Origin of the sequence: Pseudomonas sp. NS1(2017) (assembly GCF_002269425.1) — a bacterium.
GTDB classification, from domain to species: Bacteria; Pseudomonadota; Gammaproteobacteria; order Pseudomonadales; family Pseudomonadaceae; genus Aquipseudomonas; species Aquipseudomonas reactans.
The window spans coordinates 6,079,725-6,092,013 of record NZ_CP022960.1 but is presented as its reverse complement, the minus strand read 5'-3'; the positions used below and the strand labels follow the sequence as shown (position 1 = coordinate 6,092,013).

Annotated in this window: 12 protein-coding genes and 1 pseudogene; 10 read left to right on the top strand and 3 right to left on the bottom strand. The window is 57.1% G+C overall.

What is annotated here, in order from left to right:
• Positions 1-298: 298 nt before the first annotated feature.
• On the top strand, positions 299-1,618 hold the full coding sequence (locus CI807_RS28265) for a flagellar hook-length control protein FliK (protein WP_095017113.1): 1,320 nt from the start codon (positions 299-301) through the stop codon (positions 1,616-1,618).
• A gap of 8 nt (positions 1,619-1,626) precedes the next feature.
• Here the strand turns inward: CI807_RS28265 and CI807_RS31965 are convergent.
• Positions 1,627-1,734, bottom strand: a pseudogene (locus CI807_RS31965) (outer membrane lipoprotein carrier protein LolA); the annotation flags it as partial.
• An 80-nt stretch (positions 1,735-1,814) separates the two neighbouring features.
• On the opposite strand from CI807_RS31965, the gene fliL reads away from it, so the two are divergent.
• From fliL to flhB, 8 genes are read left to right on the top strand one after another with little or no spacing between them, the layout of a single operon-like run.
• On the top strand, positions 1,815-2,315 hold the full coding sequence (fliL, locus tag CI807_RS28260; RefSeq protein WP_033900763.1) for a flagellar basal body-associated protein FliL: 501 nt from the start codon (positions 1,815-1,817) through the stop codon (positions 2,313-2,315).
• A gap of 9 nt (positions 2,316-2,324) precedes the next feature.
• Positions 2,325-3,293 (top strand): flagellar motor switch protein FliM, encoded by a 969-nt coding sequence (gene fliM, locus CI807_RS28255; RefSeq protein WP_027603859.1) that lies wholly within the window; start codon positions 2,325-2,327, stop codon positions 3,291-3,293.
• Positions 3,294-3,327: 34 nt separating this feature from the next.
• Complete coding sequence (gene fliN, locus CI807_RS28250) at positions 3,328-3,795, top strand: flagellar motor switch protein FliN (RefSeq protein ID WP_033900765.1); 468 nt, start codon at positions 3,328-3,330, stop codon at positions 3,793-3,795.
• A gap of 1 nt (position 3,796) precedes the next feature.
• On the top strand, positions 3,797-4,240 hold the full coding sequence (gene fliO, locus CI807_RS28245) for a flagellar biosynthetic protein FliO (RefSeq protein WP_033900767.1): 444 nt from the start codon (positions 3,797-3,799) through the stop codon (positions 4,238-4,240).
• Entirely contained in the window at positions 4,240-4,983 is a 744-nt protein-coding gene (gene fliP / locus CI807_RS28240) for a flagellar type III secretion system pore protein FliP (protein ID WP_016976565.1), read from the top strand. Before fliO ends, fliP begins: the two co-directional genes overlap by 1 nt.
• Positions 4,984-4,987: 4 nt before the next feature.
• Entirely contained in the window at positions 4,988-5,257 is a 270-nt protein-coding gene (fliQ, locus tag CI807_RS28235; RefSeq protein WP_010208761.1) for a flagellar biosynthesis protein FliQ, read from the top strand.
• Between the two features lie 4 nt (positions 5,258-5,261).
• Positions 5,262-6,047 carry a flagellar biosynthetic protein FliR gene (gene fliR / locus CI807_RS28230; protein WP_095017112.1) on the top strand — a complete coding sequence of 262 codons (786 nt, stop codon included), beginning with the start codon at positions 5,262-5,264 and terminating at the stop codon, positions 6,045-6,047.
• 3 nt (positions 6,048-6,050) lie between these two features.
• Positions 6,051-7,187 carry a flagellar biosynthesis protein FlhB gene (gene flhB / locus CI807_RS28225; protein WP_095017111.1) on the top strand — a complete coding sequence of 379 codons (1,137 nt, stop codon included), beginning with the start codon at positions 6,051-6,053 and terminating at the stop codon, positions 7,185-7,187.
• A 166-nt stretch (positions 7,188-7,353) separates the two neighbouring features.
• On the opposite strand, the gene CI807_RS28220 is transcribed toward flhB, so the two are convergent.
• Positions 7,354-10,875, bottom strand: a complete 3,522-nt coding sequence (locus CI807_RS28220) for a YncE family protein (protein ID WP_095017110.1) — start codon at positions 10,873-10,875, stop codon at positions 7,354-7,356.
• Between the two features lie 792 nt (positions 10,876-11,667).
• Here CI807_RS28220 and CI807_RS28205 point away from each other — a divergent pair.
• The gene (locus CI807_RS28205; RefSeq protein WP_095017108.1) at positions 11,668-11,871 is read left to right on the top strand and encodes a cold-shock protein; all 204 of its coding nucleotides are present in this window, start codon (positions 11,668-11,670) and stop codon (positions 11,869-11,871) included.
• Between the two features lie 44 nt (positions 11,872-11,915).
• Here the strand turns inward: CI807_RS28205 and CI807_RS28200 are convergent, their stop codons facing one another.
• On the bottom strand, positions 11,916-12,158 hold the full coding sequence (locus tag CI807_RS28200; RefSeq protein WP_095017107.1) for a DUF6124 family protein: 243 nt from the start codon (positions 12,156-12,158) through the stop codon (positions 11,916-11,918).
• Between the last annotated feature and the right edge of the window lie 131 nt (positions 12,159-12,289).

The window sequence follows — 12,289 nt, the reverse complement described above, 5'->3', positions numbered from 1 at the left end:
ACACCACTCAAGCCGGCTGTCAGGCCGCTGTGCTCTTGCTTTTGATCTTGATCTTAGGCGCCCCCCCAAATCACTGTCGGATTACGGGCACACCGAGCCTAGGCGAGGTGCCGAGTGTTGGGGCAAGAGCGCTTTGGTTACTTTCGCGCTTTTCGAAAGTGACCCGCCGTAAGGGCGGAACCCATACCCGCCGTTACCCAAATAACGGATATACACACCAAAACCCAAACCTGGCCCAACTCTTGCTCTACCTCCCAATACTGCATCCCCGACCCCCATGCAGTGGAGACCTTTACCTATGCCAGTCGCCCCGAATTCGCTCCTTCAGGCTGCCCCCGCGGCCAAGCCTCAAGCGCCCGCTGCCAACCCACCGGCAGCGGCTGCGGACCCACGGGACAAGGGCCCTGGCTTCGCTCAAGTGTTCGCCAACCAGGCTTCCAAACCCACGGCCAAAGCCGACGACAACTCGCCCAAGCCCGCCGCCGGCAAGTCTTCCGACGCCAGCGACAAACCTGCCACCAGCACGCCAGCCGTTGCCGATAGCGGCAATACCTTGCCTGCCACCCCACCGGCCAAGACCGACGACAGCGCCAGCAAGGACGACGACGCGCCAACCGACCCAACCCTGGTACAGCAGCCTCCGGCTGACCCGGTGGTCGACCCGGCCCTGATTGCCACCGTCACTCCGGTAGCCGTGCCAGTGCCAGTAGAAACCCCGGCGCCTGTCACCACAGCCAAGGATGACAAGGCCCAGCCGGTAGTCGCGGCACCCGTCGCGGCCACCGAGGAAGCCAAGCCAGTCTTCGACCCGGAAGCTGACCCATTGGACGCCATGCCCGCCGTGCGCCTGGCGATGGAGCAGGGCGGTCACGTCTCGGCCAGCAGTCAGGCCCAGGCCAAAACCGCCCCGGCGCCAACTCAGGATCAACCCACCGCCGCACAGAACTTTGCCGCCGGCCTGGCCAGTATGGTCGACCAGCAAGCCACCAAAGACAGCACTGACACGGGCGGTGACAAGGCCTTCGGCGGGTTGATCGAGGACGGTCTCAAAGACCTGAAAAACGCCAGCAGCGACACCCGTGTCGACGACTTCGCCAACCGCCTGGCTGCATTGACCCAGGCCGCCACGCCGAAAACCGCCAACGCTTTGCCGCCGGTAACCAATGCGCCGCTGGCCATGCACCAGAGCGGCTGGACCGATGAAATCGTCAACCGCGTGATGTACCTCTCCAGCGCCAACCTCAAGTCGGCGGAGATTCAGTTGCAGCCGGCCGAACTCGGTCGCCTGGATATCAAGGTCAACATGACCGCCGACCAGCAAGCCCAGGTCAACTTCATGAGCGCCCACCCGGTGGTACGTGAAGCGTTGGAAAGCCAGTCCGGCCGCTTGCGGGAGATGTTCGCCCAGCAAGGCATGGGGCAGGTGGATGTGAACGTCTCTGACCAGTCCCGTGGTCAGGAGCAACAGCAGCAACAGGCCCAGACCGGTGGCGTGAGCCGCAGCGGTGGACGTGGCGGGGATAACGGCGACAGTGGCAGCCACATTGATGTGGCTGAAGCCGTGGCACCCGTAACCTCAACCGTGATCGGTTCCAGCGCCGTCGACTACTACGCCTAGCTCGCCCCCACTGTGGGAGCGAGCTTGCTCGCGAAGAACCTGAGAGCGCCGCGGGCTGTCAGGTTTTCCGCGATATCGTTAACGACCTTCGCGAGCAAGCTCGCTCCTACAGGGATGTGCCAGACAACTCTGGCATAACACTTGCTCTTGCCTTTCCGTAGATCTATGAATCCCCGAATAGTGACGGATTATTGGCATGGCGAAGAGCGACGACGCAGCAAAAGCACCCGCAGGCAAAGGTAAGCTCAAGCTTATTCTGTTGATAGTCCTGGGCCTGCTCCTGGCCATCGGCGCCTCGGTCGGCGGCACTTGGTACATCATGCACAGCAGTGCCAGCAAGCCGGCACCCGCCGCCGAAACCGCCAGTAACGTCAAGCAACCGGCAATCTTCGAGCCGATGCTTCCGGCCTTTGTCGCCAACTTCAATCAGAACGGCCGCCAACGCTACCTGCAGGTGAGCATCACCTTGCTGGCGCGTAATGCTTCGGACCTGGACGCCCTCAAGGTGCACATGCCGGTGATCCGTAACAACCTGGTGATGCTGTTCTCCAGCCAGAGCTTCGACACACTTGCCACCCCGGTGGGCCAGGAAATGCTGCGCCAGAAGGTCACGGCCAGCGTGCAGGAAGTGGCCCAGAAGGAACTCGGCAAAGTCGTGGTCGAGCAGGCGCTCTTCACTAACTTCGTATTGCAGTAGGATCACGACATGGCCGTGCAAGACCTGCTGTCCCAGGATGAGATCGACGCGCTGCTGCATGGCGTCGACGATGGTCTGGTACAGACCGAAATGGCTGCCGAGCCCGGCAGCGTCAAAAGTTATGACCTCACCAGCCAGGATCGTATCGTCCGTGGACGCATGCCGACCCTGGAGATGATCAACGAGCGTTTCGCCCGTTACACCCGTATCAGCATGTTCAACATGCTGCGTCGCTCGGCGGACGTGGCGGTGGGCGGCGTGCAGGTGATGAAGTTCGGTGAATACGTGCACTCGCTGTACGTGCCCACCAGCCTCAACCTGGTCAAGATCAAGCCGCTGCGCGGCACCGCGCTCTTCATCCTGGATGCCAAACTGGTGTTCAAGCTGGTGGACAACTTCTTCGGCGGCGACGGCCGTCACGCCAAGATCGAAGGCCGTGAGTTCACCCCGACCGAATTGCGGGTGGTGCGCATGGTGCTGGAGCAGGCCTTCATCGACTTGAAGGAAGCCTGGCAGGCGATCATGGAAGTCAATTTCGAGTACATCAACTCGGAAGTGAACCCGGCCATGGCCAACATCGTCGGCCCCAGCGAAGCCATTGTGGTGTCCACCTTCCACATCGAACTCGATGGCGGTGGCGGCGACCTGCACGTGACCATGCCGTACTCGATGATCGAGCCGGTGCGCGAGATGCTCGACGCCGGTTTCCAGTCCGACCTGGACGACCAGGACGAACGCTGGGTCAAGGCCTTGCGCGAAGACCTGCTGGATGTCGACGTTCCCCTGAGCGCCACCGTGGCCCGTCGCCAGTTGCGCCTGCGCGATATTTTGCACATGCAGCCGGGGGACATCATTCCCGTCGAATTGCCGGACGAGATGATCATGCGTGCCAACGGCGTGCCGTCATTCAAGGTCAAGCTCGGTTCCCATAAGGGCAACCTGGCTCTTCAAGTGGTCGAACCGATCAATCGTCGCTGATCAACATTAATTTCTGCTCCGCCGAGGACATGTAATGGCTACCGAACACGAAAACACTTCCGCCGAAGACCAGGCCCTGGCTGACGAATGGGCGGCTGCCCTGGAAGAAACCGGCGATGTCGGCCAGGACGATATCGATGCGCTGCTGGCCGCTGATGCCGCCACCGCGCCGGCCGGCAACCGCCTGCCGATGGAAGAGTTCGGCAGCGTGCCGAAGAACAACGACCCGGTGACCCTCGATGGCCCGAACCTGGATGTGATCCTCGACATTCCGGTGTCGATCTCCATGGAAGTCGGCAGCACCGAAATCAATATCCGTAACCTGCTGCAACTCAACCAGGGTTCGGTGATCGAACTGGATCGTCTGGCCGGTGAGCCGCTGGACGTGCTGGTCAATGGCACCCTGATTGCCCACGGCGAAGTGGTGGTGGTCAACGAGAAGTTCGGCATCCGCCTGACCGACGTGATCAGCCCGAGCGAACGCATCAAGAAGTTGCGCTGAGATGAAGTATTCGATGGCGGGACTGTTTCTGGCGCTGCCATTGAGCGCCCTGGCGGCTGAGCCGGTTGCGCAAGCCACTGCAGCCGCAACGCCGGTGGTGAGCAGCGGCATCGGCGGGCAATTGACCCAGTTGGTGCTGGGCCTGTTGCTGGTGGTGGGTTTGATCTTCGCATTGGCCTGGCTGCTGCGCCGCGTGCAGCGCGTGGGGCCGGGCAATGGTCAGGTGATCGAGATGATCGGTTCCCGCGCCCTCGGCCCGCGTGATCGGCTGGTGCTGGTGCAAGTGGGCGAGGAGCAGATCCTGCTGGGCATCACGCCCGGTCGCATCACCCCGCTGCACGTGCTCAAGACCCCGGTGAGCGTGGATCAGAGCCAGTCTGCCACGCCAGAATTCGCCCAACGCCTGATGGAGTTGCTGGGCAAGGATCAGAAGGATAAGAAGTAATGCGCGTTTTATTGACGCTCATGCTGTTGCTGGCCGCGCCACTGGCGTTTGGCGCCGACCCGTTGTCGATCCCGGCGATCACATTGGGCACCAACGCGGCCGGCGCGCAGGAGTATTCGGTCAGCCTGCAGATCCTGCTGATCATGACCGCGCTGAGCTTTATCCCGGCGTTTGTCATGCTGATGACCAGCTTCACGCGGATCATCATTGTGTTCTCGATCCTGCGCCAGGCCCTGGGCTTGCAGCAGACGCCGTCGAACCAGATCCTCACCGGCATGGCCTTGTTCCTGACGCTGTTCATCATGGCGCCGGTGTTCGACAAGGTGAACCAGCAAGCGCTGCAACCCTACCTGGCGGAGAAAATGACCGCCCAGGACGCCATCGATAAAGCCCAGGGCCCGATCAAGGACTTCATGCTGTCGCAAACCCGCTCCAGCGACCTTGAGCTGTTTATGCGCCTGTCCAAGCGCACCGACATTGCCACCCCGGATCAGGCGCCGCTGACCATCCTGGTGCCGGCATTTGTCACCTCCGAATTGAAAACCGCGTTCCAGATCGGCTTCATGATCTTCATCCCGTTCCTGATCATCGACCTGGTGGTGGCGAGCGTGCTGATGGCCATGGGTATGATGATGCTGTCGCCGCTGATCATCTCGTTGCCGTTCAAGATCATGTTGTTTGTGCTGGTGGACGGCTGGGCGCTGATTATCGGCACCCTGGCCGGCAGTTTCGGCGGGGTATAGCGCGATGACGCCAGAAGTCGCTGTCGATCTGTTCCGTGAAGCGCTGTGGCTGACCACCGTGATGGTCGCCGTGCTGGTCGTGCCGAGCCTGTTGGTGGGCCTGCTGGTGGCGATGTTCCAGGCCGCGACCCAGATCAACGAACAGACCTTGAGCTTTTTGCCGCGTTTGCTGGTGATGCTGGTCACCCTGATCGTGGCCGGCCCCTGGCTGGTACAGACCTTCATGGAATACATCCTGCAGTTGTACGGCAGTATTCCGCAGTTGATCGGCTGACCGGATGCAGTCGTTGCTGGCATTGACCGATACCCAGATCAGCACGTGGGTGGCGTCGTTCATCCTGCCGATGTTCCGCGTGACGGCGATGTTGATGGCCATGCCGGTGTTCGGTACCACCCTGGTGCCACGCCGCGTGCGCCTGTACTTCGCGGTGGCGATTACCGTGGTGATCGTGCCGGGGTTGCCGCCGATGCCCCCCGTCAATGCCATCGATCTCAGCGCGTTGCTGCTGATCGCCGAACAGATCCTGATCGGCGCGCTGATGGGCTTTTCCCTCACGCTGTTTTTCCAGGCCTTTGTGGTGGCCGGGCAGATCATCTCGATCCAGATGGGCATGGGCTTCGCCTCCATGGTCGACCCCACCAACGGCGTATCGGCGGCGGTGATCGGGCAATTCCTGACCATGCTGGTGACCTTGCTGTTCCTGGCGATGAACGGCCACCTCGTAGCCTTTGAAGTGATGACCGAAAGCTTCACCACCTTGCCGGTGGGCTCGGGGCTGGTGGTCAATCATTTCTGGGAGATCGTCGGGCGCCTGGGCTGGGTGTTCGGCGCGTCGCTGTTGCTGGTGTTGCCTGCGATTACCGCGTTGCTGGTGGTCAACATCGCGTTCGGCGTGATGACCCGTGCGGCGCCGCAGTTGAACATCTTCTCGATTGGTTTCCCGTTGACCCTGGTCTTGGGCATGGGGATTTTCTGGATCGGCCTGGCCGACATTCTCAATCAGTATCAACCGCTGGCGACTGACGCCTTGCAGTTCTTACGTGATCTGGCACGGGCGCGCTGAGCCATGGCCGAGAGCGAGAGTGGTCAGGACAAAACAGAAGACCCCACGGAGAAACGTAAAAAGGACTCCCGGGAAAAGGGCGAGATTGCGCGCTCCAAAGAACTGAACACCGTCGCCACCATGATGGCCGGCGCTGGCGCCTTGCTGATCTACGGCGGCGGCCTGGCGCTGGACTTGATGGAGTTGATGAAACACAACTTCACCTTGCCCCGCGACGTGCTGCTCAACCCTGACGCCATGGGCCAATACCTGCTGCACTCGGGCAAAATCGCGATCCTGGCGGTGCAGCCGATCCTGATCACTTTGCTGCTGGCCGCTCTGATCGGCCCGGTCGCCCTCGGTGGCTGGTTGTTCGCCGCCGGCAGCCTGGCACCCAAGTTCAGCCGCATGAACCCCGCCGCCGGGCTCAAGCGCATGTTTTCCACCAAGGCCTTGGTGGAACTGCTCAAGGCCCTGGCCAAATTTATCCTGATCCTGTTTGTAGCGCTGATGGTGTTGTCGTCCGACATCGACGACTTGCTGCGTATCGCCCACGAGCCGCTGGAGTCGGCGATCATCCACAGCGTGCAGGTGGTGGGCTGGAGCGCGCTGTGGATGGCGGCCGGGCTGATCATCATTGCCGCGGTGGATGCACCGATCCAACTGTGGGAAAGCCACAAGAAACTGCTGATGACCAAGCAGGAAGTGCGCGACGAACACAAAGACCAGGAGGGGCGTCCCGAGGTCAAGCAGCGTATTCGCCAACTGCAGCGTGAAATGTCCCAGCGCAAGATGATGGCTGCGGTGCCCGACGCCGACGTGGTCATCACCAACCCGACCCACTACGCCGTGGCGCTCAAGTACGACCCAGAGAAGGGCGGCGCGCCGATGTTGTTGGCCAAGGGCAGTGACTTTACTGCGTTGAAGATTCGTGAGATTGCGGTGGCCAACGACATCCTGTTGTTGGAATCGCCGGAACTGGCGCGCTCGATCTTCTATTCCACCGACCTGGACCAGGAAATCCCCGCCGGGCTCTACCTGGCCGTGGCTCAGGTGCTGGCGTATGTCTACCAGATTCGCCAGTACCGCGCGGGCAAGGGCAAGCGTCCGGATCCACTCAAGGATCTGCCGATTCCGCCGGAATTACGGCGGGATTCGTGAGGGTGCATGCGTGCGAGCCTGCATTGACCAGCCATTAAGCTTCAATGTTAGGCGGCATTGTGATTGTTTGAGCGACGGAAACTGTTAGTGACTACTTATGAATGAAAAAAGCCCCATGAGATAATAAATCATGGAGCTTTTTTTGAGCGCTTGTCTCGTGTGCGTCTTATAGGGCAACAACCGATACGCTACTACCTGTTTTGTTGCAAACGTAAGCGAATGCGCCGTTGCGGGTCACTGCGATGCCTTCTGGTGAAAGGAATCCAGGGATAGTGTCTACGATGGTGTCGCTGCTGGTATCAATAACTTTAACAGAGTTACCTCCGTGTTCAGAGATGTAAGCCCTTTCGGTGATAGGGTTCATTCCTATTCCCATCGGTATATTGAAGCCCGTCAGAGTTTTGGAAATTTTGTTGCTGGTCGAATCTAGTACAAGTACTGTATTTACAGTGTGGTTGAGCCCTGGGTTGGTTATGTACGCCTTGGGGGCATGAAAATTGTGCGGACTGAAGGCAATATCTCGAGGGTATGAGGTGCCGGAAATATCACCTATCAAACTTCCATTGCCTGTTGGGTTAATCATGGTTATGACGCTTTGCGATGGGGCGTAAAGCCTGGCGTCCCCGGGGGCAAAGGCCAATCCTGTTGGGTAAATGACTTTTAAACTGTTCAGTCGAGTGTAGGTGTTTGCGTCATGTACGTAGACAAAAGCGTCAAAGTTGCAAGATACATACATCTTTGTGCCGGTTTCATTGAAGGTGATGCCGAAAATTCGATTGAAGCCTGAAATGGTATTGATGATTTTGTTTGTTGCAGTGTCTACAACCGAGAGTGTTTTAGTGCCTAGATTACCTACAAAAAAACGTGTGCCATCAGGGTGAAGTGTCACTCTGTACGGGTTGCTAAATCCTGAAGTGGTGCCAACAACGTTGTTGGAGTGGGTGTCAATGATGGACACGGTATGGCTGTTGTAGTTAGTAACATAGGCTCGTGATTGATCGGCGTTGAATGCAACATGATGGGGGGCTGATCCAACCGTGATATTTTTAATGATCCCTTTGGCTCTTTTAATGATGTAAGGAGGCGCTTTCAAAGCCTGGGCTGAGTTTAGAAGGCCTGTGCCGTCGAGTGATACGCGCACGTCGATATTCAAGGGCGAGGCATCAGGAAGTGGGAGCAGATAACTCTGTGGGATAGGCTCATTGATTTGCTTGGCATTCGCTTCCGCAGGGCTGACGGGTGACCCGTTGCGAAGTAGGAAATCCGTGTCTGCGTCCAGCTTAATGTAGATCGCCTGTCCTGACCGCATAAACGGATAACGCAGGACTCTCACACTGTTGCTTAAGTGCGCATCGACTTGGTTCCCATGCGCTTCGGGTATCGATACGACTTGCAGTGCTGAGCTGGGGATGGGCTGAATTTCAAGGTCAAGTTCGTCGGAGAGGTGAGTAGCAGTGCCGCGTGTCACGTCATACTCCACGCGAACATGGTGACCTAGGTTCGCTGCCACAGCCTGATTAGTCACCACAAAGTCGACAAAGCCTGCACTGGCATTCCCTTGCTTGGGCGAAATTGTTGGGGTGCCGGCGCCATTCTTGCCTCTAAAGTACGGTTGAATGATGTCGGTGTTCAGCATGTTATATCTGACACGGAGGGTGAACACTGATGGGTAGGTGTCCCCGCTCACATGCAGTGGATTCATGGTGGCGCTCTCGCCAGGCACTACGACGGTCGCCTCCAGAATTTCTGATACGGGAAGAGCCAGCCGCGCCCCGACTGACATATCCACGGCATGTGAAAGGCGGTTACGTTCTCCCGGCTTACTCAATACGTAATAAATGGTCGCGGAGAAATTAAGGTTCGCCACGACAATTTCGCGGGGTACGTCGAAATACAAATCCACGCCCACCCAGAGACTCGTAATGGGGAACGGTTTGGACCAGCTACCACCAGGGGTAGAGCCTTCGAAGTAAAGGGTGACAGTACTCCCTATGGTAAAAGCTGTGTTGGCGGGGACGATGATTGTTGCGCCAAATAGACTCTTCGTCGGATCAAACACGTGATCCGGCGGCGGGGCCTCTTCAATGGTGACGGGCTTCATTGACGGCACGAGCGTGCCTACGTCAAAGTTAGCAGTCTGGGATGGCCGGGTTCCTTGCCCATTCGTTACCTCGTACCTGACGTCCAATGTCCCGCCTTCGAGTTTGGCAATATCGCCTTCGGGGCCGTTTTGGATATTGAAGATAATATTGCCTGTTCCGGCGGGACGCGGGCCTATTGGCCTAAAGTAATTTTTTCCATTGGGATAGGTGCCGAATAAGAGCAGCAATACTCTGTCAAACGGATCTTGCCCTGTGTAGGCGTTGATCCGGACAGTTACGGTGACAGAATCTGCTGGAATGTTACCCTCCGGGGCCTGAAGTATGGTCGCGGGAGGTAGAGCTACTGGGATGGAACTGCCGATCACGTCAAATACACTGACCCGTGAACGACGATTCGGGGTTTCACCTGCCCGTACGCGCTCGAAGCGAATACGCAGGCTACCCCCGACGAGTGCTTGAAGATCCTCGAAAGGTATAGGGATGTGTAAGTTGACAAAGATTGAGTTGATAGTGCCGAAATAATGCTTAACGACGAGCGAGCCATCCGCGGTATAACCTTCTGCGTGTACTTCGATATTATCGAATCTTAAGTACCCCCTGCCCGGTACATTGATGACAAGGGTTGCCGGGTCTCCGCCAAGCCAATTGATATCAATCTGACCCTCATCGTTTAGCTCTGCAATAAAAGGCGCATCTAGCAGTGGGTGAGGATTGCCAATCAGTGATTGAATAATCGTCACAGGGGACGGGGAAACAGTTTTGTTCTTGGCTTCATCAATCACAAAATACTGAGCGACGACATCCCCACTACCAATGTCGTTCCATTTGGTGTTGTAGACGGTTATGACGATTGGGTCGGAGCCAGAGGCTTCACCTTCGGTTACGGAGTGCTTAACTTCATGGCCATTGAGCAGCAACCAAATAGTGTCTCGGGCGGCCCAGTTATAGCGAGGTGATAATCCAGGCCGATTTGGATATTTACTGATGAAGACTTTGACACCCATTATCGCGTCTTCCGGGGTGACACCATCGTCGACAATGTGTTGTTCAAATTTGGGAGCGTCTAAATGCTCGTTGTAGGGTGTTGCATGGTCTGGATCTGGGCCGGCAGGTTCGTAGTCGTCGATAAAGAATTTGAATCTTTTAGTTTCCACTGAATTACCGCCCGGCGGTGTAACTCTGAAAAAACAGGGAAATACCTCGCCGTATTGCAACCAAGCTTCTGATATGTAAACAGGAATCGAGTGTCCTCCGTCGGCTTGAATATCTGAAACCGTCGTAAAGGTAGCTGGAATATCCGCGCTACCGAAAAAAATTTCGATGAAGTCATTTGCTGCCATGTCCAGATATGGGTTCAGGATACACAGCAGCCCTTTTTCCGGATCAATGTTCTTGGTCGCTTTGTTGATCGCGCCGTCATAGCCGATATAGGGTGCTGCGAGGCCCGGAATATAGAGTGCCAACTCTGAAAAGGGTACAGGGGTAATGTCTTCGGGTTGCTGGAGGTCGAATTCGTAAACATTCTCTAGCTGAGGGTGGGGTTGTGGACATTCAGGCTGCTCCACACTATTAGGGAGGTTTTTCATGGACGTGACCCTCTGGCGTCGTATTGGAGCCTTATTTCAGCCATAAAATATGAGCGCGAGTACCTGTGAAATTTGACAGTCCCGATCAATGGTCATTTGCCGCGTTGAGCTCTTCATAGACGAGCTCTAGAGGCTTTTAAAATTGGGGTGTACACGTCTCAAAGATGCACTGAGCAAGAGGGGATTCAACTCTGCAACAACCCGCCTAATTGGATTGCCCGAGAGGCATTTGTTTCTGAATTCGCCGAGGTTGGTGCGGTCGTTTTTCTGTTTATTCGCCGATCCGTACCAGAAACCGCCGGCTGGGTTTTACTTGGCATTGGCCTAGGTGTTGGCGTTTATCTATCCGGTTCGCCAGTACTGCACGGGCATAGAGCAAGCGGCCAGACCCGCTCAAAGACCTGCCGATTCCGCCGGAATTGCGCCGCGACTCCTGATTTTTTCTCCCTACCACTCGTCGTGAATGCCTGTCTACCTGTCAACTTTGACAGTAGCCAGAGGCGCGTTCTCGCAGTTTTATTGCAATCAGCACTGTACAAAGGTTGTAAATGAGATGCAGGGAGAGTGGTTTTGAAAGTGGTTAGAGGCACTGTCAAATCGTATGACCAGAAAACCCGAAAGGGTTTGATTATCCTGGTCGACGGTGAGGGCGAGGTGCGCGTGGATTTCAGTGAGTCGCCAGACATTAAGCTTGCCGTGGGTCAGCAGGTTGACGTCCTCCGTCGAATTCACGGACCCGATGCTGTCTATGCATCCTTGGTTTGTATTATCTCGTAGGTCAGGAGAACGACAATGGCAACAGGTAAAGTGAAGTGGTTCAACGCGGAGAAGGGGTTTGGGTTTATCACCCCGGACGACGGAAGCACTGATGTTTTTGTCCACTACAAGGCTATCCAGGGCAGTGGTTTCAGAAGCCTGGATGAGAATCAAAAGGTTGAGTACGAGATTACTCAAGGCCCAAAGGGCCTTCAGGCCGAGAACGTCCGCGTGCTGTGAGCTTCATGATCGTTCCCGCAGGGTGGTGCAGGAACGATCCGCCATCACGCCATCAAGCGCTCGCTGTCCTCCAGCACTCTGTCAGCCAGCAGCTTCGCCAGGCCAATCAACTGCGCAACGCCCAGCGCACCTTCGCGTTTTGTCCCGTCCAATTCAAACGCAAAATCACTCATCAGCGCCTCGGCCGAAGCGAGGGTTTCGGTGAGGTTGACCAGCAGGTCTTCGGTGTTGAGGTGGTCTGCGACGGTGAACAGGCTGATGGGGGGATTTGGGGTGGGTTTGATCATTGTGAAACTCCATTGGTAAGTGGAGCCGCCACTGATCGCCGCGACGCGATGGAGGGGGGCAGCTGTGCGCAGGTTCGCGGACCGGTTACCAATGGACCCGGCATACCCGAGGGTATCCCGCGCACAGCCAC